This is a genomic window from Nonomuraea phyllanthi (assembly GCF_006334985.2).
Classification (GTDB): Bacteria; Actinomycetota; Actinomycetes; order Streptosporangiales; family Streptosporangiaceae; genus Nonomuraea; species Nonomuraea phyllanthi.
Window position 1 is genome coordinate 325,673 of sequence record NZ_VDLX02000011.1, and the last position, 23,564, is coordinate 349,236.

A 23,564-nucleotide genomic window follows, 5' to 3' on the forward strand; every position below is an offset into this window, starting at 1 on the left:
GATCCGGTCGGCGTCCCTTTCTGAACAGACGAACAACGTTGGTGGAAAAAATTGCACTGGTCGCCAATCGATATTGAAATTTTTGTCTGGCGATCGATAGGGAAGGTGCCATGTCCGACAAAGCAGCCGTGTCCGTCGCCGTGCGGGCAAGGAGGCGAACCCCCACCCCGGTGACGGCCTCGCAGCGGCGCGAAGGCGGCGCGGGCTACCTGCTCATCGCGCCGACGACCATCCTGCTCATCGTCTTCTACCTGTTTCCGCTCGCCCAGACCGTCTACTACAGCTTCACGAACTGGAACCCGGCCACCGGCATCGCCGATTCGCTCGTCGGGCTGGCGAACTACGCCGACCTCCTGCGCAACCCCGAATTCCTGCGGGCCACGGCCAACACCGCGATCTACGTGGCCGTGGTGGTGCCCTGCACCATGGCCGTCGGGCTGTTCTTCGCCGCCCTGCTGGCGACGCCGTTCCGGGGCCGCGGGATCTACCGCGCGCTGATCTTCGTGCCGCACATCGCGCCGGTGGTCGGCACCGCCCTGGTCTTCGGCTACCTCTTGTCGCCCCTCGGTGGCGTCGTCAACTACGTGCTCAGCGAGCTGGGCATCGCCCCGATCGGCTTCCTCACCACGGAGCCATGGGCCCTGCTCTCCGTCATGGTCTTCTCGATCTGGCAGGGCGTCGGCTACTCGATGATCATCTACTCCGCCGCCCTCGCGAACATCCCGGTCAGCTATCACGAGGCCGCGAAGCTCGACGGCGCCGGCCCGTTCCGGCGGTTCTTCTCGATCTCGTTCCCGCTCATCGGCCCCACCACCGGCTTCCTCGCGGTCACCGGCGTCATCTCCGCCCTCCAGGTCTTCACCCAGGTGTACGTGCTGACCGGCGGCGGCCCGCTCCAGTCCACGGAGACGCTCCTGTACTTCGTCTACCAGCAGGGCTTCGTGTTCTTCGACGGCGGCTCGGCCAGCGCCGCCGCCGTCCTCCTGCTGCTGTGCGGCATCGTGGTGTCGGTCATCCAGCTTCGAGTCCTCTCACGGCGCGACGCCGTCGAGCTCGTGTGAGCCGGGCATGAGCCCCGCACTCCGGCTGCGCACCGCCGCGCCTCACATCGCCCGGCACGCCGCCCTCCTCGTCGGCGTCGTGATCTTCTTCGGCCCGTTCGTCTGGATGCTTCTGACGAGCTTCAAGTCGTCAAGCGAGGCGCTGTCGTTCCCGCCGACGTTCCTGCCGGAGGAGTGGCACTTCGACAGCTACACCGGCATCTTCGCCGTGGCGCCGTTCGGCCTCTTCTATCTCAACAGCACGATCGTCACGGTGCTGGCGACGTTCGGGCAGGTCGTCACCAGCCTGGCCGCGGGCTACGCCTTCTCCCGGATGCGGTTCCGGGGCCGTACGGTGATCTTCGTCGTCCTGCTCGCCGCGCTGATGGTGCCCTTCGAGGTCGTCTTCACACCCCTGGTCACCCTGCTGTCCCAGCTCGGCTGGCTGAACAGCTATCAGGGCCTGATCATCCCGAACGTGCCGTCCATCCTCGGCGCGTTCCTGTTCCGCCAGTTCTTCCAGTCGTTCCCCACGGAGATCGAGGACGCGAGCCGCATCGACGGCGCCGGCGTCTGGCGCCGCCTCTGGTCGATCATGACGCCGATGGCCCGGCCCATGATCGGGTCGTTCGCGATCCTTTCGTTCGTCTACAACTGGAACAACTTCTTCTTCCAGTTCCTCGTCACCACGAAGTCCAGGTACTACACGTTGCCCGTCGGGCTCGCCCAGCTGCAGGGCGAGAACAACACCCAGGACTTCAGCCTGCTCATGGCCGGATCCACGCTCGCGATCATCCCGGTCATCGTGGTCTTCCTCATCTTCCAACGGCAGCTCATCACCGCCATGTCCGGCGGGCTTCGCTAACCCCCTCACCCTCAGGGAACACGCATGACATCTCGATCCCTCCTCTCGTACGCCGCCGTGGCCGTCGTCGCCCTCACGGCGACCGCCTGCGGTGGCTCGGTGACCGGCAACGACAACGCCGAGACCGATGGCCGGACCACCATCGTCGTCTGGGCCGGCAGCACCGGCGCCACCGAACCCCTGAAAAGGCAGCTCATCGACGCCTTCAACACCTCGCAGGACAAGTACACGATCGAGCTCGAGGTGCAGCCGGCCAGCGCCGAAGCGCACGCGAAGCTCATCAACGCCGTCAAGAACAAGCAGGGCCCGAACCTCGTGCTCGACGACGGCCAGCCGCAGGGGCTCGGCCAGGTCATCGCCATGGGCTCGGTCGTGCCGCTCGACACGTACCTCGACGCCGCCGATTCCTCGCTGAAGAAGAGCGACTTCACCGAGGGCATGCTCGACACCGGCACCTTCAACGGCCAGGTCTACTCACTGCCGACACAGGGCGGCGACTTCGCGCTCATCTACAACAAGGAGATGTTCAAGGCGGCCGGGATCGAGCAGCCGCCGGCCACCTGGGCCGAGTTGCAGGAGGACGCCGCCAAGCTGACCAAGGGCACCGAGCAGTACGGGATGTACCTGCCGATCGGCAACGGCGAGGGGACCTCGTACTACTGGCAGGCCATGTTGTGGAGCGCCGGCGGCTCGTTCATTAACGCCGACAACACGCAGGTCGAGTTCAACAGCCCCGAAGGGGTGACGGCGCTGAAGGCGTGGACGGACATGATCAAGAAGGGCACCGCCTACCCGACCAGCCTCAAGACACCGAGCGACAACGGGAACACCGTCGCGATGACGTCCAAGAAGGCCGCGATGGCGATCAACGGCGCCTACAACCTGGGCGTGCTCGACAAGGCTCTCGGCAAGGAGAACGTCGGGGTGGCGCCGCTGCCCCCGATCGGTGAGCCGGCCATGAACCTGGGCTCCAACAACTCCTACATCCTTCGGGGCACGCCCGCCCAGCAGGACGGAGCCTGGGCGTTCCTGCAGTACTGGCTGAAGCCGGACGTGCAGGCGAAGTGGGACATCGCCAACGGCTTCCTGCCCACCAACACCAAGACCGCCGACGATCCGTCCTGGACGAAGTACCTCGCCGAGAACCCGCGCATCAAGGTGTTCGCCGACGAGCTGAGTTACGCCAAGAGCCGCCCCTCGATCGAGGCGTACGCCGCGGTCAGCACCGCGCTGTACACCGAGCTCGAGAAGGCCATGCTGCTGAAGCAGACGCCGGAAGAGGCGCTGAAGAACGCCGAGGCGGCCGCGACCGCCGCGCTGAAGTAGCCAGCCGTGCTCTCCCCTTCGAAAGGCCGGTCCGTGACCACGAAAACCTCTTCCGACGCCGCTCAGGACGTCCTTGGACGACTGCTCGGACCAGACCGCGCCGGCCGTTTCGAGCTGCTGGTCGCTCGCGGGCCCGACAGTGAGCCCGACAGTGAGCCCGGTGGTGAGCCCGGTGGTGAGCCCGGTGGTGAGTTCCGCGGTGAGTTCCTGATCGAGGACGTCGGCGGCAGGGTCCGGGTGACCGGCTCCCGCGTGCCCGATCTGCTGGCCGGCGTCCGCTGGTACGTCTCGCACGAGGCCCACGGGCACCTGAGCCGGCACGGCGATCGGCTGCCGGAGCTGTTCCCGGCCCCGGCCTCGACCGTCCACCGCCGCACCCGGCTCACCCATCGCTTCGCCCACAACCACACCGTCTCCGGCTACTCCGCGTCGTACTGGGACTGGCCCGAGTGGGAGCGCGAGATCGACTTCCTGGCCTGGTCGGGCACGACCCACGTGCTCGTCCTGACCGGGCAGGAGATCGTCTACCGCGACCTGCTGGTCGAGCTGGGCTTCTCCGACGAGGCGGCCCGCGGCTGGCTGAGCATGCCGGGGCACATGCCCTGGCAGTGGATGGGCAACCTCCACAGCTACGCGGGCGGCCAGCCCACCGAACTGCTCGGCAAGCGCGCCGTCCTGGGGCGCCGCATCCTCGACCGGATGCGGGAACTGGAGATCACGCCGGTGCTTCCGGGTTTCGCGGGCTTCGTGCCGCAGGAGCTCGTGGACGGCCGGGACGACCTGTCCGCGGTGCCGCAGGGGAAGTGGCTGGGCTTCGACCGGCCGACCTGGATCGATCCGACCTCTCACGGCTTCCGCGACATCGCGGGCGCCTGGTACCGGCTGCAGGACGAGCGGTTCGGACCGTCCACGGCCTATTCGATGGACGTCCTCCACGAGGGCGGGATCGCCGACGGGATGGACGTCTCCGCCGCCGCCGCCAACCTGCAGGGCGCGCTGCTCGACGCACATCCGGACGCGACGTGGGTGGTGCAGGCCTGGGGCGCCAACCCGACCGACGAGCTGCTGGCCGGCGTGGACCTGTCTCGCCTCCTCGTGCTGGACATCAACGCGGACGACACCCCGCGCTGGCGGTCTCGCGAGGCGTTCCGCGGGGCGCCGTGGGCGTTCGGCACCATCTCGACGTGGGGTGGCCGGCAGTACGTCTTCGGCAAGCTGCCCGAGCTCTGCCGCCTGCCCGGCCTGCGGGACACCGGACGCCTGTGCGGCACCGTCCAGGCGGCGGAGAGCCTCGAGAGCAATCCGGTCGTCGACGACCTGCTGGCCGACGCGATCTGGCACGACGCCGAGATCGATCTGGACGACTGGATCGCCGGCTACGTCCGGCGACGCTACGGCACCGACGCCGAGCCGGCGATCCGCGCCTGGCACGCCTTCGTGCGCACCGCGTACGGCCAGCACATCGGCGACGACATCGACGGGACAAACGCGGGCCCCGACTCCCTCTTCGTCGCGCGGCCCGCGCTCGACCTGGAGCGGGCGATCGAGTGGCGCCCCCGAATCGTGCCGTACGACGTGGACGCGTTCGAGGCGGGATGGCGTGAGCTCGTCGAGGCCGCGCCGCGCGCGGGCGGGTCCGAGCCCTACCGGCACGACCTCGTGGACACCACGGTCCAGGTGCTGTCGAACCGGAGCCGATGGCTCCTGGCGCGGATCCGCGAGGCCAGTGACGCCGGGGACGCCGCGGCGGTGGACCGGCTCGCGGCGTGGTTCCTCCGGATGATCGGGCAGTGCGACGCGATCCTGGGCACCCGCGCCGAGTTCCTGCTGGGCACCTGGCTGGCCCAGGCGGCCGCGACCGCCGGGCGCGAAGGCGTCGACGACATCACGACGCTCGTCACGACCTGGGGCGACACCGCCCCGACGGATGAGCTGCACGACTACGCCGCCCGGCACGCCGCCGGCCTGATGACCGGCTTCTACGCGAAGCGCTGGACACGGTTCTTCGACGCGCTGCGCGAGCGCCGCGAGACCACCGACTGGTTCGAACGGGAACGGGAATGGGCGCGGGAGCTGGCCGACGCGCCCACCGAGCCGCAGGGCGACACGGTCGCCGTCGCGGAGGCGATCGCGGCCTCGCTGCCCCCGTCGGAGCCGCCACCGGTCACCGTCACGCTCACGGCCGAGCACCGGGCGGAAGGGACGACGATCACGGCGGCCGTCGCCAACAGGGGAAACGTTGACGTCCGGCTCGACCGGGCCCGGCTGATCCGCCCGGCGGCCCCTCCGCTGCTGAACCTCGGCGGCGTTCTCGACCCGGGTGAGACGCGCGAACTGAGATGGGAGCTGCCGCACACGCGCACCGGGACCGTCGAGGTCGCCGTCTACGTCGACCCGTCGAGCCTCACCACCCACGTCCGTCGAGCCCGCATGTCACTCCCCAGCTAGCGTTGCCCGCCTCTGACACACGCCGCAGGTTGTGACGGCGTCCGTTTCCACGCGCGCTTCGCACGGGCCGGCGCCTCCCGGCGGAACCAGGGGGAACCGGGTTTGATCAACCGTTGTCCCTCCCGCGATAGGCTGCCTTGCCGTGCAGGAAACGCGCCTCGACCTCGCTCGGATCCGGGCGGCTTGCCGGGTGATCGATCCGATCTTTCTCGACACCCCGTTCTACCGCTGCGAAGCGCTGGAGCCCGATCTCGGGTGCACGGTGAGCATCAAGCTCGAAACGGCGAATCCGGTCCGCAGCTTCAAGGGCCGCGGCACCGAGCTGGTGGCGAGCCTGCTCGCCGAGAACGGCCGGCGAGCCGTGGTGTGCGCCAGCGCGGGCAATCTCGGCCAAGCCCTCGCCTGGTCCGGTCGCGGCCGGGGGCTCGACGTCACCGTCGTGGCATCCCGCTTCGCGCCCGCGGCCAAGCTCGACCGCATCCGCGCGCTGGGCGCCAGGCTGGAGCTGGTGGACGGCGACTTCGACATGGCCCGCGAGCGGGCGGCGGCCATCGCGCGGCACCACGGCATCCGGCTGGTCGAAGACAGCCTGGACATCGAGACCTGCGAGGGCGCGGCGACCATCGGCCTGGAACTGGTGGACGCCGCGCCGTCGTTCGACACCGTCCTGATCGCTCTCGGCGGCGGGGCGATGGCCACCGGTGTGGGTCACGTGGTGAAGGCCCTGGCGCCCGGCGTCGAGGTGATCTGCGTCCAGCCGCTGGGCGCACCGGCGATGACGCTCTCCTGGCGCGAACGGCGCGTCGTCACCACCGACTCGACCGACACCATCGCCGACGGCGTCGCCGGCCGACGCCCCATCCCGGCCGTCCTGGACGACCTCCTCCTGGTCGCCGACGACGTCGTCCTGGTCCAGGAGGCGTCGATCATCGCCGGCATGCGGGCGCTCCTCGACCACGCCGGCCTCGTCGTCGAACCGTCGGCCGCGCTCGGCATCGCGGCGATCCTCGAAGACCGTGACCGCTTCGCCGGCCGGCACGTGGTCACCGTCGTGTGCGGCAGCAACGTCGACATGGACGCCTATCACGGCTGGGTCGGTACGGCTCCCACCGTACGAGGGTGACCGGGGGAGCGGCGAGGGCGTCACTGCGAGCGGACCGGGCGCTGGTGCCGTGCCGGTCAGGCAGGGAGGCCGCACCGCACCGGCGGGACGGGTGGTCAGCGGCGGGCGCGGCGGGCCAGGGCCTGTCCCGCGGGCAGATCGGCGACGAAGGTACGGAGAAATCCGAAGACGGGCTCGAGATCGTGCCCGTCGGCCGCGGCGTCGATCGACCGGTAGAGGTCGTCCTCGATCTTGATGATCTCTCGGCCGAGCTCGGCTCCTTCCGCGGTCAGGGACACCTCGATGTGGCGGCGATCGTGGGTGGCCACCTCGCGCTTGACCAGGCCGGCGGCGACGAGCCGTTCGACGAGCCGGCTCGGGCTGGTGCCGCTCTCGCAGACGAGCAGCTCGCCCAGGCCGTTGAGCGTCAGGGGACCGCGATCCTGAAGGACGCGGATGACCTCGGCCTGGGAGGGCGTGACGCCGAGCGGCCGCAGGGCCTGGCCGAGCAGCCGGTTGCCCTCCCGCTGCGCGGCCAGGATCAGGTAGCGGAGCTGCTCAGCGGGCCGCACCGGCCACCTCGGGCTCGTCGACCCTTTCGGCCAGGAACGTCTCGACGGCTCGGCCGTAGGTGACGGGATGGGAGAAGCGGAACATGTGACCGGTCCCTTCCAGCACGATCTCGCGGGCGCCCGGGATCCCGGCACGCATGATCTCGGCCGCCTCCTCGCCGATCAGCTTGTCGTGTGACGGCGTGATGATCAGAGTGGGGACCGCCACCTTGTCCAGACGATCAGTGTAATCGGCGTCCAAGGCAGCGGTGAGGCGGGCTCCGAAGGAGGTGGCCGGGGTGTTGGTCAGGAACAGGTGGCGGCTGTCGGCCTCGCTCCAGGGGATCTGGCCCTCGCGATCGTGCGGTGAGGCCAGCCGGTGGGCGTGCGCGCGCAGCACCAGCTGCCGGTAGGGGCCGCCGCGCAGCCTGCCCATGAGCCGCATGGCGGCCTTCCAGAGTGGTGAGGAGATCGGGTTGGCGGCGAAACCGCCGGACATCACCAGGCCGCGGAGCCCGGCCGGTCGGCGGACGGCCAGCGCCAGCGCGATGTTCGCTCCGAAGGAGTCGCCGACCAGCACATAATCGTCCAGGTCCGCGATGTGGGCCGCGGCGGCGTCGGCGTAGGCCTCCATGTCGTCCACGTTCTCGGGGAGGCGGAAGGTGCGTCGGGGCCGGTGGGCCAGCGGGGTGAGCTGCTCCAGGTCCCAGGGGGCGCCGGAGAAGCAGGGGATGAAGACCAGCGTCGGTTGGTTCGTCATGGAAATTAGATTACACGACATATATGTCGTGTCAAATAACTTCGATGGCCCCGTCCGGCGACCGATGCGCCTGGACGAGGAGATCCACGGTTACGGGCGGTTCCCAGGCCGTCGGCTGCCGCCCGGGTCGGCTTCTCCTGTGCGGCAGGGCACCCTGTCGACCTGGCTCGATGGCCGCGAGCCGCAGGCGGTGGCGGACTTCCGCGCCGAGCCCGCGTCCGAAGATCTCGGTCACGGGCTCTGTCGCAGGCTCGGGACGGCGTAGGAAGGGCGGGCGGTTGGCGCTCCGTCGAGCCGGCTTGTGGTGTTACGCCCTGGCGAGCCAGGTGACCTGGGCGCCGTTGTCGAAGGACTCGCGCCGGGTGGGGGCGAACAGGGTGGGGCGGAACCGCCCGGAGAACATGGGGATGCCCGCGCCGGCCACGACGGGGTAGCTCTTGAGGATGATCTCGTCGATCTCCGGCAGCAGGGAGGCGGCGAGCTTGCCGCCGCCGCACAGGTAGATGTCCATGCCGGTGTCCTCGGCCTTCAGCCGCCGGACCAGCTCGATCGCGTCGCCGGTCTCCACCCGCACCGTGGGGTCGTCGATCTTCAGCGTGCTGGACAGGACGTACTGGCGCAGGTGGGCGTACGGGCTGGTGGTGGGGACGTCGAGGGCGGGCAAGTACGTGCCGCGGCCCATCACCAGGGTGTCGAAGGCCTTGTTGGGCACGCCGTCGAGGCCGACGAGCCTGCGGACGTGGGTGGGCAGCGTCTCGGGGTAGCGCTCGTTGATCCAGGCGGCCATCTGGTCCGACAGCGGGTAGAAGTCGAATTCGGCGTCGGGGCCCGCGATGTAGCCGTCGAGTGAGACGCCGACGTAGTACACCAGCTTTCGCATACCGATCAACTCCATATGTAGTACTCTGATTGAAGTGGTTTGAGATTAGTACTACATGTGGAGTGGTGTCAATGCGGACGAATCCCGAGCGCCGGCAGGCGCTGATCGACGCGGCCATCGAGGTGCTGGCCGGCCAGGGGGCGAGGGGGCTGACCTTCCGCGCCGTCGACGCGGAGGCGGGCGTGCCCCCGGGCACGGCCTCCAACTACTTCGCCAGCCGTGACGACCTGTTCACCCAGGTCGGCGGGCGCATCTACGAGCGGTTGCTGCCCGACGAGGCCACGATCGCCCAGAGCCGGGAGGGCGTGCAGGACCAGGCCCGCTACGCCGAGATCATGCACGAGCTGGTGGATCGGGTCTCCGCGTTCAACTCCGGCTACCTGGCCCTGCTGGAGCTCCGGCTGGAGTCCACCCGGCGTCCCGAGCTGCGCGCCGTGCTGACCAAGCGCATCCGCGAGGACATCGACGCCAACATCGGCCACCACGCCGCCTCGGGCCTGCCCGGCGACTCGACCTCGGTGGTGCTCCTCTACCTCGCGCTGAACTGGCTCATCGTGGAGCGGCTGACCCTGCCCGACATCTTCACCGAGCGGGAGGTTCACGAACTGGTGGACGCCGCCGTACGGAGATCGCTGAACGGCTGACACGTTGCGACGTACGACCAGAACGTGACATGGCGGGCCGGATCAGCCCCCGCACACATGAGGCACGCGGTCAGCGGACCTGCCGGAAGAACGCCCGGACGTCGCCGACCAGCAGGTCGGGGGCCTCCATGGCGGCGAAGTGGCCGCCCCGGTCGAACTCCGACCAGTGGATCACGTTGTGCTCGCGCTCCGCGATCCGCCGGATCCCGCCGTCGCCGGGGAAGACCGCGACCCCGTGCGGGACCTCCGAGCGCTCGACCGGCGTTCCCCATTGGGCCGAGCCCTCCTTGTAGAGGCGGGCGGATGAGGCGGCGGTGCCGGTCAGCCAGTAGACCGTCACGTCGGTGAGCATCTGGTCCAGGTCGACGGCGTCCTCGGGCAGGTCGTGCGCGGGGTCGGTCCACTCCTTGAACTTCTCCGCGATCCAGGCCAGCTGCGCGGCCGGGGAGTCGTGCAGGCCGAAGGCGACGGTCTGCGGCCGGGTGGCCTGGATGATCGCGTAGCCGGAGCGGTCGTCGTCGGCGTACTGCCGCATGCGGGCCTGCTCGGCCTCCGTGAGGCCCTCCATCTCGGCCGGGTCGAAGGTGGGGAAGCCGAGCGCGCCGTTGACGTGCACGCCGGCCACCCGGTCGGGGGCGACGCGGCCGAGCTCGGGGGAGATGACCGAGCCGCTGTCGCCGCCCTGGGCGCCGTAGCGCTCGTAGCCGAGGCGGCTCATCAGGTCGGCCCACGCGCGGGCGACCCGGCGCAGGTCCCAGCCGGTCTCGCGGGTGGGGCCGGAGAAGCCGAAGCCGGGGATGGACGGCGCGACGACGTGGAAGGCGTCGGCGGGGTCGCCGCCGTGCGCGCGGGGGTCGGTGAGCGGGCCGATGACCTTCGTGAACTCGACGACCGAGCCGGGCCAGCCGTGGGTGAGGACCAGGGGGAGCGCGTCCGGCTCGGGGGAGCGCACGTGCAGGAAGTGGATGTTCTGTCCGTCGATCTCGGTGGTGAACTGCGGGTACTCGTTGAGCGCCGCCTCGTGCTCTCGCCAGTCGTACGCGTCGCGCCAGTACTCGGCCAGCCGCCGCACGTACGGGACGGGGATGCCGTACGTCCAGCCGACGCCGGGCAGCTCGTCGGGCCAGCGGGTGCGCGCCAGCCGGTCGTGCAGGTCGTCGAGCGCGGACTGCGGGACATCGATGCGGAACGGGCTGATCCCCGTGGTGAACGTCATGGGAAACACGCTAGGGACGGGTTAGGACAGGAGCGGTCCTAGCGCTGGGGCAATCTGGAGGGCATGGTGCAGACATCGGCCCGGTTGCTCAGGCTGCTCTCGCTCCTGCAGGCGCACCGGGAGTGGTCGGGCGTGGAGCTGGCGGAGCGGCTCGGCGTGACCGCGCGGACCGTACGCCGTGACGTCGGGCGGCTGCGCGAGCTCGGCTATCCCGTGCACGCCACCGCCGGAGTGCCCGGCTACCGGCTCGGCGCGGGCACGGACCTGCCGCCGCTGCTGCTGGACGACGATGAGGCGGTGGCGGTCGCGGTGGGGCTGCGGACGGCGGCCGGGGGCTCGGTGTCGGGGATCGAGGAGACCTCCGTGCGGGCGCTGGCCAAGCTGGAACGGGTGCTGCCGTCCCGGCTCCGGCATCGCGTACGCGCGCTGCGGTCGATGACCGTGCCCATGGGGCGGGCGGGTTCGACGGTCGACCCGGCGTCGCTGGCCGCGATCGCCGCCGCCTGCCGCGACCACGAGACCCTGCGGTTCGACTACCGGACGCACGAGGGGCAGGAGAGCGTGCGCGCCGCGGAGCCGTACCGGCTCATCCATTCGGGGCGGCACTGGTACCTGCTGGGCTGGGACACCGGGCGGGACGACTGGCGCACCTACCGGGTCGACCGCCTGAGCCTGCGGACGCCGAACGGAGCGCGGTTCGTCCCCCGCGACCTTCCCGACTCCGACCTGGCGGCCTACATGTCCCGGTCGATCTCCAGCGCGCCCTACCGGTACCAGGGCCGCTTCACGATGCACGCCCCGGCCGAGGTCGTGGCCGAGCACATGCCGGCCACGACGGGGACGATCGAGCCGATCGACGAGCGGACGTGCGTGCTGTCCAGCGGTGCGAACGACCTCGACGAGCTCGCCGTCTGGGTCGCCCTGATGGACGTCGACTTCGAGGTGCACGAGCCGCCCGAGCTCGTCGACCGCATCCGCGCCCTGTCCGCCCGCCTGGCCACCGCCGCCGCCGTATCGTCCGCGAGCAGTGTGAGCCGCCTGGCCGGCTCCTCCAGGGCCGGCGGTTCAGGCCGTCCCCGGGGCACCGATCCCGGGAAGTAGATCAGCCCGTACGCAGGCAGCGATCGTCAGACACGGCCCCGCCGGCGGCGGCGTCGGCGGCGGTGTCGGCGGCGGTGTCGGCGGCGGTGCGGACGAACGCGGCCAGCGCGCGGTCGCGCCGTTCCTCGGGCCAGGCGGCGTGCAGGGTCGTCCGGTGGCCGTCGAGCGGGACGGCGACCAGGCCGCGGCCGAGCTGACGGGCGACCGACTCGGGCAGCACGGCGATGATCCGGCCGAGCGCGATCAGCTCGGCCACCTGCCCGGTGTCCCTGATGACCGGCCCGCTGCCCGGCGACGCCGCGGTCCAGCGCGGGAAGGTCTCGCCGGACAGGTCGGCCATGCGGATCGACGCGCGGCCGGCGAGCCGGTGGGCGCGCGGCAGCACCACCATCTCGCGCTCGGTCAGCAGTTCCTCGATGGCCAGGCCCGACAGGTCGTCCTGCGGCAGGCGCAGCAGCGCGACGTCCGCGGTTCCGTCGCGCAGCAGGGCCTTCTCCTCGCCGATGCCGCAGATCAGCACCTCGACGTCGACCGCGTCGGGGTGGGCGGCGAAACGGGCCAGGAGGGGTTCGAGCAGGCCGGCGTCGCCGCCCGGCTTCGTCACCACCGTCAGCCGCGCCGTCGCCTGCCCGGCGCGCCGCGCCAGCCGCTCGGCCGCCGCCAGCGACGTGAGCGCCTTGCGGCCCTCCTCCAGCAGCACCTCGCCGGCATGGGTCAACGACACCTGGCGGCTGGTGCGCTCCAGCAGCCGGACGCCGAGCCGGCGTTCCAGGCGTTGGACCGCCCGCGACAGCGGCGGCTGGGCGATGCCGAGCCGGACGGCCGCCCGGCTGAAGTTCCGCTCCTCGGCGACTGCGACGAAGTAGGCCAGCTCCCGCGATTCCATACCTTCAGGGTATAGGTGCCCGATCCGATCGGTGTTGGTTCCGCTCGGCGGTGGCTGATGAGCTTGAGCCATGACGAACATGGAGACGATCGCCCTGGTCACCGGTGCCGGCCAGGGAATCGGTCACGCCATCGCGGCAGGGCTGGCCGGCAAGGGCATGACGGTGTACGTCGGCGCGCGCGACGCGCGGCGACGGGAGGCGGCGGTCGAACGGTTGCGTGCCGCCGGAGGCGATGCGCACGGGATCGCCCTTGACGTCACTGCCGCCGACACCGTCGCGGCGGCCGCCGAAGAGATCACCGCCCGGCACGGCCGGCTGGACGTCCTGGTCAACAACGCCGGGATCACCGGGGACAGGCGGCAGATCCCCGGCGCCGGCACGGACGTGCCGGCCGAGGTCCGGCGGGTGTTCGAGACGAACCTCTTCGGCGTGATCGCGGTGACCGAGGCGATGCTGCCCCTGCTGCTGCGCTCGCCGGCCGGGCGGGTGGTGAACGTGTCAGGGCGGGCCGGCTCGCTGACCGCCATGGCCACGCCGGACGGCGAGTTCGCCGGCCTGCCGCCCCTGCTGGGCTACCCGCCGAGCAAGGCCGCGGTCAACGCCGTCACCCTTCAGTACGCCAAGCACCTGCGCCCGCACGGGATCCTCGTCAACGCCGTCTGCCCGGGGCACACCGCGACGGAGGGCAACGGGTTCACCGGCGACCGTACCGCCGAGCAGGGGGCCGCGATCGCCGTCCGCATGGCGACACTCGGCCCGGACGGCCCGACCGGCACCTTCGCCGACGACCAGGGCCCTATCGCCTGGTGACGCCCGCGCTCGGCCGGGGACCGCACCCCCTCGGGCAGCTCTCCGGCGGGCGGGCACCAACACGCCTCCCGATCGGGGGCGATACGCGAGGTCGACGCGGCCGGTGCCCATGAGGCGGGCGTCGGCAGCACGTCCGCAGCGCCCCCGCACAACTCACCGGACGGAGCATGGCACGACAGGCCGCTGCCTGAGCCGCCGGAATCCCGCCGGAATCCAGGTCGGTCGCTCGAAAGCCCGCCAGATCCCCGGCGGAGCGCAGCGGCATGGTCCGTGTCCTGGCGAGCGGTTCACCCCGCGCGATACAGGACCGGGTTGAGCGGCGTGTCCGGGACCGCCCCGATCTCGGCTCCGGGCATCCAGGTGCGCAGGTCGGATCGTTGGTTGTCGTTGACGGGGTGGGCGACGGTGATGTCGGCGTCCATGTAGATCACGGTCATGACCCTGCGGGGGATGGCCGAGCGGTTCGGCGCGGCGTGGTGGAAGGTCCACCCGAGGTGGTAGCTGACCTCGCCGAGCCGGTAGGGGGTCTGGAAGTGCGGGAAGTTCCGCTCGGCGAGTGCCTGCTGGAGAGCGCGTTCGGATTCGTCGCTGATGGGCAGGTCGCGGCCGTGCTCGAAGCGGTGGCTGCCGGCGGCGAAGGCCAGGGGCCCCATTTCGGCCGGGGTTTCCTGGAGGGGGATCCAGACGGTCACGGTGCGGTCGGTGGCCAGGGGCCAGTAGTACTGGTCGGCGTGCCAGGGGGTGATGCCGCCGCCGGGCTCTTTGTACAGGGCCTGGTCGTGGTAGAGCCGGACGCCGTCGGTGCCGAGGAGTTCGGCGGCGATCCGGGCCAGGCGCGGGGAGAAGACGAACTCGCGTACGAGGTCGCTGTGCTGCCACAGGTTGGAGACCTGGAGGAACGCCTTGCCGTAGGTGTCGCGTTCCTCCAGGGGGAGGTGCTGGGTGTTGAGCTCGATGACCTTGGAGGTGATCTCCTTTTCGTAGGCCGCGATCGTCCGGGGGTCGAGGACGCCGGGTAGCTTCACGAAGCCGTTGTCGTCGAAGTGCCGTCGCGCGGCGTCGTCGAGGGCGTAGCCGGATCGCAGGTCAGGATGGGTGATCGTCATGTGACCAGCGTGTCCGTTACCTGGCTGTGCGGCCACGCGGTGGATGACCGGTTCTGGTACTTTTATGACCAGTGGAGCACCCTTGCGCGCGATCTTCGAACACATCGAGGCCACCAGCCGGCTCTCCTGGAAGCTGTACGTCCGGCAGGCGTCGCACTTCCGCTTCGCCTGGCACTTCCACCATGAGTTCGAACTGACCCTGATCACCCATGGGACCGGCACCCGGTTCGTGGGCGACTGCGTCGAGGAGTACGGTCCCGGGGATCTGACCTTGATCGGCCCTGAACTGCCGCACACCTACCAGTCCGCTCAGGGGGATGGCGGGCATGAGGCGATCGTGGTCCAGTTCCGCCGCGACTTCCTGGGCGCCGACTTCTTCACCCGCACCGAGTTCGCCGGGGTGGACTCGCTTCTGGAGAGGGCGGCCCGCGGGCTGAGCTTTCCTCCCGGGGCCGTGGAGTTGGGCAGGCTCGGTACGCTGCCGCCGCCCGAGCGGACCCTCGCGCTGATCGGCGCGCTGGTCCGGCTGTCGCGCTGTGCCGAGGCGCGCCCGCTCGCCGGAAGCCGGTACGTGCCGGCGCTGGACGGGGCCACGCGTGACCGTATCGACGCGATCGTCACATTGATCAACGAGGAGTACGCGGGGCCCATCACGGTGCAGGCCATCGCCCGTGCCGTCCACATGGCCCCGGCGTCGGTGAGCCGGCTCTTCCGCCGCATCACCGGCGCCACGATCACCGGTTACCTGACCATGGTGCGGGTGAGCGCGGCGTGCCGGCTCCTGAGAGACACCGATCGGAGTGTCGCCGCCATCGCTGGGGACTGCGGCTATGCCAACTTGTCGAACTTCAATCGCCGTTTCAGGGAACTGAAGGGGATGTCTCCGCGCGAGTACAGGTCGCGCTGGCAAGCCTGACATCGAGCGGCGGACGTGTCGGCGGCAAGGTGGTCGGCGAGAATGCCCGCGCGCCCCGGCCGTTGGACGCCCGCCACCACTGGTCAGGATCGTCGTGATCGGCCTGGTCCACCGGCCTGCCGTACGGGCGCGTTCGGGGAGGTGGAGGGCGCTCGCCGCGACAGCGTCGTGGGGTCGGCTCGCTGACGACCGGCGTCCCGGAAATTTCTTCGATGAAGTGCGGGAGGAGGTGTCGGATCGGGGCGGTGGGGTTCGTAGCAGGAGTGAGGCCCCCTGCAAGGGGCAGTGATACACCACAGGAGATGATCTTCAGATGCAGTACCTGCTTTCCGTGATCCACGACCAGGACAGCCTCGCCACCCCGGAGGAGGACGCTGCCATCGACGTGTTCAATGACCGGCTCCGGACGGAGGGTCACTGGGTCTTCGCCGGCGGTCTCGCCTCGCCCGACACGGCCACCGTCATCGACAGCCGGGGTGGGGAGGCGCTGGTCACCGACGGGCCGTTTCTGGAGTCCAAGGAGTACCTCGCCGGCTTCTGGATCATCGAGGCCCCCGATCTCGACGTGGCGCTGAAGCTGGCCGTCGCGGGGTCGAAGGCCTGCAACCGGAGGATCGAGGTGCGGCCGTTCCAGTGAACACGGTCGACGTCCGCGAGGCGGTCACCCGGGCCCACCACGAGGAGTGGGCCCGGGTGGTCGCCGCCCTGACCAGGCGCTTCGGTGACCTCGACATCGCCGAGGAGGCGTCGGCCGAGGCGTTCGCGACCGCCGTCGAGCGGTGGCGGGCCGACGGCGTACCGCCCAACCCGGGCGCGTGGCTGACCACCACCGCCAACCGCAAGGCCATCGACCGCCTCCGGCGCGAGAGCAAGCGCGGCGACAAGCACAAGGAGGCTCAGATGCTGTACGACAGCACCCCATCCGAGCCACCGGGCGCCATTGACGACGATCGGCTCCGGCTGATCTTCATTTGCTGTCATCCGGCGCTGGCGATGGAAGCGCGCGTGGCGTTGACACTGCGCATGGTCGGCGGTCTGACCGTGCCCGAGATCGCCCGTGCCTTCCTGGTGCGGGGGACCACCATGGAGCAGCGCATCACCCGCGCGAAGGCCAAGATCAAGGCGGCTCGCATCCCCTATCGGATGCCGTCCGCCGGCGATCTGCCGGCTCGTGTCTCCGGCGTCCTGGCCGTCCTGTTCCTCGTCTTCAACGAGGGCTACCTGGCCAGCGGCCCCGACACCGATCCCGTACGGCAGGACCTGACCACCGAGGCGATCCGGCTCACCCGCCTGATCCGCGCGCTCCTGCCGCAGGACGGAGAAGTGGCCGGGCTGCTGGCGCTGATGCTGCTCATCGAGGCCCGCCGCCCGGCGCGGGTCTCGTCCAGCGGCGAACTCATCTCCCTGGCCGAGCAGGACCGCGGCGCCTGGGACGCGGAACTGATCGCCGAAGGTCATCGGCTGGTGCGTGAGCGCCTGGCCGCTGCCGCTGCCGGGGTGGCTCCGGGCCGCTATCAGGTTCTCGCGGCGATCAACGCGGTGCACACCTCTGCCCGCGACATCCGCGACACCGACTGGTCGCAGGTCCTCGCCCTCTACGATCAGCTCGTCCGCCTCGACCCTTCGCCGATCATCGCGCTCAACCGGGCCATCGCCGTGGCCGAGCTCGACGGGCCGGAGGTGGCACTGGCCATCGTCGACGGTCTCGCCGAGGTGCTGGCCGGCTATCACGCCTACCACGCCACCCGCGCCGACCTGCTGCGCCGGCTGGGCCGCAGCCGGCAGTCTCGCGCGGCCTACGACCGGGCCATCGAGCTGGCCGGCAACACCGGCGAGACCGCCTACCTCACCCGCCGCCGGGATCAACTGCGGTAGTGCAGGTGATACGCGATGGAAGGCGACGCCGAACGCCCACATCGGCCGGGCTCCTGCCCGGGCGGCGGCGATCGTCGTACCGGGCCTGACATGGACACGGCCTGGAGAGCGCCGCGACATCTCCAGCTGCCGTACGCGGCCGGGAAGCGTGCGTAGGTGCCTCCAGGCCGCCGTGGTCACTTTCGCTGACGACACACGTGCCGGAATATCTCGGCGAAATTTCTGTGGGCGGTGTCGGATCGGGTCGGGGGCGTTCGTAGCAGGGTGAGAGGCCGCCCAAGAGGGGCGCCCCGACGGAACCGAGAAGGACGTTCCTCATGACTACCTTGACGGAGCCGGGCACGGTCACCACACGCCGCTCCAGCCGCCTGATGTGGGCGATTCTGGGGCTGGTGCTGCTTGCCGACGCCCTCGACGTGATCGATGCAACCGTCACGAACATCGCCGCTCCCACCATCGCCGGCGAGCTCAGCGGCGGTGAGAGCCTGATCAAGTGGTTGGGACCGGCGTACATGCTCGCCATGGGTGTCCTGCTCGTGGTCGGCGGACGGCTGGGTGACAGGTTCGGCCAGCGCAGGCTTTTCCTGATCGGCATGGGCGGGTTCACCCTGGCGTCGGCCGTCGCCGGGTTCTCACCTGACCCGGCCCTGCTCATCGTCGCCCGGGTTGCTCAGGGAGCGTTCGGGGCTCTGCTCATCCCGCAAGGCATGGCGATCATGACGAAGGCCTTCGACCGCGACATGCTGGCCAAGGCGTTCGGGCTGTTCGGCCCGGTTCTCGCTCTTTCCAGTGTCGGCGGCCCGGTCCTGGCCGGGTTCCTCATCAGCGCCGACGTGTTCGGTCTGTCCTGGCGCCCGATCTTCCTCATCAACATCATCCTTGGCGTCGCCGGGATGATCATGGCTGTCAGGATCCTGCCGCGTGACGACGACGCCGACCGGTCCACCGTCGTCGACGGCTGGGCCTCCGGACTACTCGGGGTTGCCATGCTCGGGCTGCTGTACGGCCTGATCGAGGGCTCGACCAACGGCTGGGGCGTCATTCCGATCGTCTCGATCGTCGTCGGCGTCCTGTTCTTCGCCGCCTTCGCCTACCGTCAGCGCACCGCGACCCACCCGCTCATCAAGCCCTCGCTCCTGAAGAACCGGGGCTTCACTTCCGGATTGCTCGTGTGCCTGGTCGCCGTCGCCGCGGGCACCGGCCTGCTCTTCGTGCTGTCCCTGTTCCTGCAGGAGGGGCTGCACGTCAGCCCGAGGGACACCTCGCTCGGTCTGGTGCCGCTCACCCTGGGACTCGTCGCCGCCGGGTTCGCCGCCATGGGCGGCCTGGTCGCCAAGCTCGGTCGGCGGCTCGTCTTCATCGGCCTCACCATCGACCTCGTGGGTTGCGGTTGGGTACTGGTCCTCGTCACCTACTCCGGGACGAACGTCAGCCTCTGGGCCCTGGCCCCGGCGTTCTTCGTCATCGGCGTCGGCATCGGGCTGAGCTTCGCCACGATCCCCGTCGTCGCTCTCGGCGACGCGAAACCTGACGAAGCCGGCAGCGCCAGCGGCTCGTTCAGTTCGATCCAGCAACTCGCTTCAGCGATCGGCTCGGCCGCGGTCACCTCGATCTTCTTCCAAGCCGCGGCCTCCGGACTGGGCCACGCGATGAAAGCCAGCCTTGTCGTCGTTCTGGCCGTCACCGCCCTCAGCCTCCCGGTCGTCGCCCTGATGCCCCGCAAGGCACCATCAGAGCCCCAGCAGTGAGAGAGTGTTACTGAACTTTTGATCTTGCAGTTGGTGATCAGCAGGCGAAAGACCCCGGAAGCGCGGCTGACGGGGTCTTGGTGTGCCGGTACGAAAATGATCAAAAGGCAGATGTACGGCCGAGCCGGCTTCGCGCTCCTCCGGCTCTGACACACGAGGCTGAGGACGGTACCAACAGGTCAGCGACATGCCGATGTGTCTGCATCCTGCGTCGCCGAAGGCGCGGCGCGTGGTCACCGCAGCGCCGACGTCAAAGTGGCAACGCCAAACGGTGTCAGTTCGTCTTCGACCGGCATGGTGTCGATGACGACATAACTGGAGCTTGGGCATAATGACGCCGTGAAGTATGTGTTGCTGCTCTGTGACGACGAGAGAATGTCGCCGTCCATGGAGGAGATCGCTGTGGATCCCGCGCATCGGGCGTATGCGGCGGAGTTGGAGCGGCGGGGGGCCAGTGTCGGTGGTGCGCGGCTGCGTCCAGTGGCGCAGGCGACGACGGTTCGCGTCCGTGATGGCGAGACTCTGATATCCGACGGCCCGTTTGCCGAGACGAAGGACTTCATCGGCGGTATCGACATCATCGAGTGCGCTGATCTGGATGACGCGATTGCGATCGCGGCGCGCCATCCCTACGCGAGCTTGGGCTGTGTCGAGGTGCGCCCGGTGTGGGAGTGAGCGCGCCGGAGGAGATTCGTGTCGCGGTCGAGGCGGCGTATCGGGACGAGTGGGGTCAGGTGGTCGCCACGCTCATCGGGCTGACCGGGGACTGGGACCTGGCCGAGGACTGTGCCCAGGACGCGTTCGCCGCCGCGCTGGCGACGTGGGCTCGCGATGGAGTTCCGGCTCGTCCGGGCGCGTGGCTCACGACGGCGGCTCGTCGCCGGGCAATCGATCGGCTGCGGCGGGACAGGACCCAAGGGGCGAAGGTGCGTCAGATCGCCGTGCTGGAGCGGGATCCGGACGAGCCGTCGGCGGAGGAGATCCCGGACGAGCGGTTGCGGTTGATCTTCACCTGCTGTCATCCCGCTCTGCCGTTCCCCGCCCGCGTCGCCCTCACGCTGCGCACGTTGGCGGGGCTGAGCACGGGTGAGATCGCCAAGGCGTTCCTGACCACCGAGCCGACGATGGCACAACGCCTGGTACGGGCCAAGCGCAAGATCGTCGAGGCCGGGATCCCGTACCGGGTTCCTCCGGCCGAGCTCCTGCCGCAGCGGTTGACCGCTGTTCTCGCGGTGCTGTACCTGATCTACAACGAGGGCTACGACGAGGTGGACGGGCGCAGGGCGCTGGCGGCTGAGGGGATTCGTCTCGCCCGGGTGCTCGTTCATCTGATGCCGCAGGAGCCCGAGGTGCGCGGCCTGCTGGCGTTGATGTTGCTGCTGGAGGCCAGGCGGGGGAGTCGCACCGATGATGGCGTGCTGGTCACGTTGGAGGACCAGGACCGATCCCGGTGGGATCGCGCGCTGATCGCCGAAGGTGTCGCGGCGCTCGACCAAGCGGTGGCCATGCGCTGTTCCGGGCCGTATCAGGTGCAGGCCGCGATCGCCGCCTGTCACGCTACGGCACGCGACGCCGCGGCCACCGATTGGCCGCAGATCGCCGCCCTCTACGCCGAGCTCATGCGGTTGGCGCCGTCTCCCGTGGTCGAACTCAACCGCGCCGTGGCGATCGCGATGGCCGACGGCATCTCCGCCGGGCTCGCCCTCGTCGAAGAGCTCGCCGGATCCGGCAAGCTCGATGACTACTACCTGCTGCCGGCGACACGGGCCGACCTTCTCCGCCGGGACGGCCGCCTCGCCGAGGCCGCCGCGTCCTACGAAGAAGCGCTGAAACTGGCACCGACCGACGCCGAACGGCGCTATCTGGCGGGTCGTCTTTCCGGGCTCTGACCAGCACGAAAGTCATCACCACCGACTCTTTCGGAAGTTTCTTCCCCGTCGATGTCGATCCTGGGCCGCCTCCTTCGTCGGTGGGGCGAACCCACGCGACAAAGAGGGGCCAGAACGATGTCGAACACCACACACCTGACCGCCACCATGACCGTCGACCGGACGCCGGATGAGGTCTTCGCCGCCGTCACCAACGTGCGCGGATGGTGGAACGAGAACCTGATCGGCGACACGGCCGTACTGCTCGACGAGTTCGTCTTCACCGACGACAGCGAACGCGCCGGCGAGTTCGCGCACGGGAAGGGGGGAATCCGTTTCGCCCGGTTCCAGCTCACCGAGGTCGTGCCCGGCCGACGGATGGTCTGGCACGTCGTGGACTCCTACCTCACCTTCGTCGACGATCACGACGAGTGGACCGGCACCAACGTCATCTTCGACATCACCACCGACGCGCAGGGCACGACCCTGCACTTCACCCACGAAGGGCTCACCGCGGGCGAATCGGAGTGCTTCGAAGCGTGCTCGCGCGGATGGACCTTCTACATCACCACGAGCCTGCCGCAGCTGATCACCACCGGCGTCGGCCGGCCCATCCCGAGTTACCGCCACTGACCCCGGCCGCGAGTTGAAGGGAGCCGCATCCATGACTGTCCTCGAAAGCCCCTTGCAAACGGCCGCCACTGCGCTGGACGGCGGCAGACGGCAGACGGCACGCCCGCGCCGAGGACTCGTGCTGGGGCTGGCGTGCGCCGCCCAGGCGATGGTGGGTCTCGACATCGCCATCGTGAACGTCGCCGTGCCCTCGATCCAGCGAGACCTCGGCATCAGCCAGAGCAGCGTGCAGTGGATCGTCGTCGCCTACGGCCTCCTGCTCGGCGGATTCCTCCTCGTCGGTGGCCGGATGACCGATCTGCTGGGGCGACGCCGCATCCTGATCGCCGGCCTCGGCTTGTTCACCGCCGCATCGCTGCTGGCCGGCATGGCGCAGCACGGCGGTGTGCTGATCACGGCCCGCGGGTTCCAAGGGCTGGGCGGCGCGCTCATCGCACCGGCGGCCTTGTCGCTGCTGGCCGTCACCTTCGGCGAAGGGCACGAACGCAATCGGGCCCTGGGCCTCTTCGGAGCCGTCGGCGCAGCGGCCGGAACGGTCGGCGTGGTCGCCGGTGGTCTCATCGCCGCCGGCCCGGGCTGGCGGTGGGCGTTCTTCATCAACGTTCCCGCAGGCGTGCTGCTCATCGCACTCGCCATCACCTGCCTTGCGGCCGACGGGGCTCGTCCCCGCGGCGGGCGGCTCAACGTCGCGGGGGCCGGCACGGTGACCGGGGGGCTGCTGACAGGCGTCTACGCACTCCACCATGCCTCCACCCACGGCTGGTTCTCGGTGTCCACACTGGCGTGGTTCACCGCGGCCGGCGTGCTGATGGCCGCGTTCGTCCGGATGGAGAGACGTTCATCAACACCGCTTGTGCCGGCCGGCGCGCTGAGGAACCGGATGCTCGCCGCGGCGAACCTCACCGCGCTGCTCGCGTTCGGCGCGTTCTTCTCCTTCATCTTCCTCGGATCGCTGCTGATGCAGCAGGAACTCGGTTACTCGCCGGCACAAACCGGTCTGGCGTGGCTGGCCACGACAACGACCGAATTCGTCACGGCATCCGTCGCCGGCCGCCTCGCGGCTGTCGTCGGCGTCCGCCGTCTGCTCGTGGCCGGCCTGATGCTCATAGCGGCCGGAATGGTGTGGCTCACGCAGGTCCCCGCTGACGCCGACTACCTCACCGACCTGCTTCCGGCGTTCCTGCTCGCCGGACTCGGCCTGGGGCTCTGCGGCCCGTCGCTGCAGATCGGCGCGTTGTCCGGGGTCAGCGCATCGGAATCAGGAATCGCATCCGGCTTGATCGAGACGATGCGCGAGATCGGCCCCGCGGCAGGCGTCGCCGCGGTGTCAGCAGTCCTCGTGGCCGGATCCGGTCTGGCCGGCTTCCACGCCGCATTCGCCGCCATCGGCGTCCTTGCCGGTCTTGGGGCCACCATTGCGGCGATCGGATTCCGACGCGCTGGGTGACCTGAGCCACTCGCAACGCTCTGCGCAGTTCCGCGACCTCGTGGCGCCGAGAGCGGACGCCTCGCTGAGTACGAGGCGCACTCGTGGTCGAATGCCCGCGATACGTGATGTAAGGACTAAGATCCTTCATGCGCCCTTCCAGGACAAACAGGATCGAAGCATTCGGTGAGTGCAGCCGCTTCCCACGTCGCTCGGCAGTCGAGCTGTCCGCCTCTCCCCGCTGAGTCGCCGGGCTGCCCGGGCCGACCGTGTCACGCGAACCGCCCGCGTCCTCGCCGGATCCGGTCATCGTGAGTGTTCAGGGGGACGGGCGACGGGGATGGCCGAGGTGGCGACTGCTC

At 69.8% G+C, this 23,564-nt stretch carries 23 protein-coding genes; 17 read left to right on the forward strand and 6 right to left on the reverse strand.

Annotated features, from left to right (window positions below; all coding sequences use genetic code 11):
- Nucleotides 1–110 precede the first annotated feature (110 nt).
- The 5 genes from FH608_RS29110 to FH608_RS29130 all read left to right on the forward strand — a co-directional run bounded on the left by FH608_RS29110 (nucleotide 111) and on the right by FH608_RS29130 (nucleotide 6,802).
- On the forward strand, nucleotides 111–1,061 hold the full coding sequence (locus FH608_RS29110) for a carbohydrate ABC transporter permease (RefSeq protein WP_139633803.1): 951 nt from the start codon (nucleotides 111–113) through the stop codon (nucleotides 1,059–1,061).
- 7 nt (nucleotides 1,062–1,068) lie between these two features.
- A complete protein-coding gene (locus FH608_RS29115) occupies nucleotides 1,069–1,905 on the forward strand; it encodes a carbohydrate ABC transporter permease (RefSeq protein WP_139633804.1) in 837 nt (278 codons plus the stop codon).
- Between the two features lie 24 nt (nucleotides 1,906–1,929).
- Nucleotides 1,930–3,231, forward strand: a complete 1,302-nt coding sequence (locus FH608_RS29120) for an ABC transporter substrate-binding protein (protein WP_139633805.1) — start codon at nucleotides 1,930–1,932, stop codon at nucleotides 3,229–3,231.
- A 33-nt stretch (nucleotides 3,232–3,264) separates the two neighbouring features.
- A complete protein-coding gene (locus FH608_RS29125) occupies nucleotides 3,265–5,679 on the forward strand; it encodes an alpha-N-acetylglucosaminidase (RefSeq protein WP_193318684.1) in 2,415 nt (804 codons plus the stop codon).
- A 142-nt stretch (nucleotides 5,680–5,821) separates the two neighbouring features.
- Entirely contained in the window at nucleotides 5,822–6,802 is a 981-nt protein-coding gene (locus FH608_RS29130) for a threonine ammonia-lyase (RefSeq protein ID WP_139633807.1), read from the forward strand.
- A 95-nt stretch (nucleotides 6,803–6,897) separates the two neighbouring features.
- Here the strand turns inward: FH608_RS29130 and FH608_RS29135 are convergent, their stop codons facing one another.
- Both FH608_RS29135 and FH608_RS29140 read right to left on the reverse strand, forming a co-directional pair.
- Nucleotides 6,898–7,353 (reverse strand): MarR family winged helix-turn-helix transcriptional regulator, encoded by a 456-nt coding sequence (locus tag FH608_RS29135; protein ID WP_139633808.1) that lies wholly within the window; start codon nucleotides 7,351–7,353, stop codon nucleotides 6,898–6,900.
- Nucleotides 7,340–8,092, reverse strand: a complete 753-nt coding sequence (locus FH608_RS29140; protein WP_139633809.1) for an alpha/beta fold hydrolase — start codon at nucleotides 8,090–8,092, stop codon at nucleotides 7,340–7,342. Before FH608_RS29140 ends, FH608_RS29135 begins: the two co-directional genes overlap by 14 nt.
- Here FH608_RS29140 and FH608_RS29145 point away from each other — a divergent pair.
- Nucleotides 8,064–8,357 carry a hypothetical protein gene (locus tag FH608_RS29145; protein WP_139633810.1) on the forward strand — a complete coding sequence of 98 codons (294 nt, stop codon included), beginning with the start codon at nucleotides 8,064–8,066 and terminating at the stop codon, nucleotides 8,355–8,357. The genes FH608_RS29140 and FH608_RS29145 overlap by 29 nt on opposite strands.
- A 42-nt stretch (nucleotides 8,358–8,399) precedes the next feature.
- Here the strand turns inward: FH608_RS29145 and FH608_RS29150 are convergent, their stop codons facing one another.
- Entirely contained in the window at nucleotides 8,400–8,972 is a 573-nt protein-coding gene (locus tag FH608_RS29150; RefSeq protein ID WP_139633811.1) for a dihydrofolate reductase family protein, read from the reverse strand.
- Between the two features lie 71 nt (nucleotides 8,973–9,043).
- Between FH608_RS29150 and FH608_RS29155 the strand changes: the two genes are divergently transcribed.
- Nucleotides 9,044–9,616 (forward strand): TetR/AcrR family transcriptional regulator, encoded by a 573-nt coding sequence (locus FH608_RS29155; RefSeq protein ID WP_139633812.1) that lies wholly within the window; start codon nucleotides 9,044–9,046, stop codon nucleotides 9,614–9,616.
- 70 nt (nucleotides 9,617–9,686) lie between these two features.
- On the opposite strand, the gene FH608_RS29160 is transcribed toward FH608_RS29155, so the two are convergent.
- A complete protein-coding gene (locus tag FH608_RS29160; RefSeq protein WP_139633813.1) occupies nucleotides 9,687–10,832 on the reverse strand; it encodes an epoxide hydrolase family protein in 1,146 nt (381 codons plus the stop codon).
- A gap of 63 nt (nucleotides 10,833–10,895) precedes the next feature.
- On the opposite strand from FH608_RS29160, the gene FH608_RS51705 reads away from it, so the two are divergent.
- The gene (locus tag FH608_RS51705) at nucleotides 10,896–11,933 is read left to right on the forward strand and encodes a helix-turn-helix transcriptional regulator (RefSeq protein WP_193318685.1); all 1,038 of its coding nucleotides are present in this window, start codon (nucleotides 10,896–10,898) and stop codon (nucleotides 11,931–11,933) included.
- 1 nt (nucleotide 11,934) lies between these two features.
- Here the strand turns inward: FH608_RS51705 and FH608_RS29175 are convergent, their stop codons facing one another.
- Nucleotides 11,935–12,819 carry a LysR family transcriptional regulator gene (locus tag FH608_RS29175; protein WP_139633815.1) on the reverse strand — a complete coding sequence of 295 codons (885 nt, stop codon included), beginning with the start codon at nucleotides 12,817–12,819 and terminating at the stop codon, nucleotides 11,935–11,937.
- Nucleotides 12,820–12,889: 70 nt separating this feature from the next.
- Here FH608_RS29175 and FH608_RS29180 point away from each other — a divergent pair, with 70 nt between their 5' ends.
- Nucleotides 12,890–13,630, forward strand: coding sequence for an SDR family NAD(P)-dependent oxidoreductase (locus FH608_RS29180; protein WP_139633816.1), 741 nt, complete (start codon nucleotides 12,890–12,892; stop codon nucleotides 13,628–13,630).
- Between the two features lie 287 nt (nucleotides 13,631–13,917).
- Here the strand turns inward: FH608_RS29180 and FH608_RS29185 are convergent, their stop codons facing one another.
- On the reverse strand, nucleotides 13,918–14,736 hold the full coding sequence (locus FH608_RS29185) for a phytanoyl-CoA dioxygenase family protein (RefSeq protein ID WP_139633817.1): 819 nt from the start codon (nucleotides 14,734–14,736) through the stop codon (nucleotides 13,918–13,920).
- An 82-nt stretch (nucleotides 14,737–14,818) separates the two neighbouring features.
- On the opposite strand from FH608_RS29185, the gene FH608_RS29190 reads away from it, so the two are divergent.
- From FH608_RS29190 to FH608_RS29225, 8 genes are all read left to right on the forward strand, one after another.
- On the forward strand, nucleotides 14,819–15,652 hold the full coding sequence (locus FH608_RS29190) for an AraC family transcriptional regulator (protein WP_193318686.1): 834 nt from the start codon (nucleotides 14,819–14,821) through the stop codon (nucleotides 15,650–15,652).
- Between the two features lie 313 nt (nucleotides 15,653–15,965).
- Nucleotides 15,966–16,289, forward strand: coding sequence for a YciI family protein (locus FH608_RS29195; RefSeq protein ID WP_139633819.1), 324 nt, complete (start codon nucleotides 15,966–15,968; stop codon nucleotides 16,287–16,289).
- The gene (locus tag FH608_RS29200; RefSeq protein ID WP_139633820.1) at nucleotides 16,286–17,527 is read left to right on the forward strand and encodes an RNA polymerase sigma factor; all 1,242 of its coding nucleotides are present in this window, start codon (nucleotides 16,286–16,288) and stop codon (nucleotides 17,525–17,527) included. The genes FH608_RS29195 and FH608_RS29200 overlap by 4 nt, the downstream gene beginning before the upstream one ends.
- A gap of 317 nt (nucleotides 17,528–17,844) precedes the next feature.
- Complete coding sequence (locus FH608_RS29205; protein WP_193318687.1) at nucleotides 17,845–19,275, forward strand: MFS transporter; 1,431 nt, start codon at nucleotides 17,845–17,847, stop codon at nucleotides 19,273–19,275.
- Between the two features lie 339 nt (nucleotides 19,276–19,614).
- Nucleotides 19,615–19,950, forward strand: a complete 336-nt coding sequence (locus FH608_RS29210) for a YciI family protein (protein WP_139633821.1) — start codon at nucleotides 19,615–19,617, stop codon at nucleotides 19,948–19,950.
- The gene (locus FH608_RS29215; protein ID WP_139633822.1) at nucleotides 19,947–21,164 is read left to right on the forward strand and encodes an RNA polymerase sigma factor; all 1,218 of its coding nucleotides are present in this window, start codon (nucleotides 19,947–19,949) and stop codon (nucleotides 21,162–21,164) included. Before FH608_RS29210 ends, FH608_RS29215 begins: the two co-directional genes overlap by 4 nt.
- A gap of 117 nt (nucleotides 21,165–21,281) precedes the next feature.
- Entirely contained in the window at nucleotides 21,282–21,776 is a 495-nt protein-coding gene (locus FH608_RS29220; RefSeq protein WP_139633823.1) for an SRPBCC family protein, read from the forward strand.
- Nucleotides 21,777–21,807: 31 nt separating this feature from the next.
- Nucleotides 21,808–23,223: an MFS transporter gene (locus FH608_RS29225; protein WP_226900011.1), complete on the forward strand. Its 1,416-nt coding sequence runs from the start codon at nucleotides 21,808–21,810 to the stop codon at nucleotides 23,221–23,223.
- The last annotated feature ends 341 nt before the right edge of the window (nucleotides 23,224–23,564 follow it).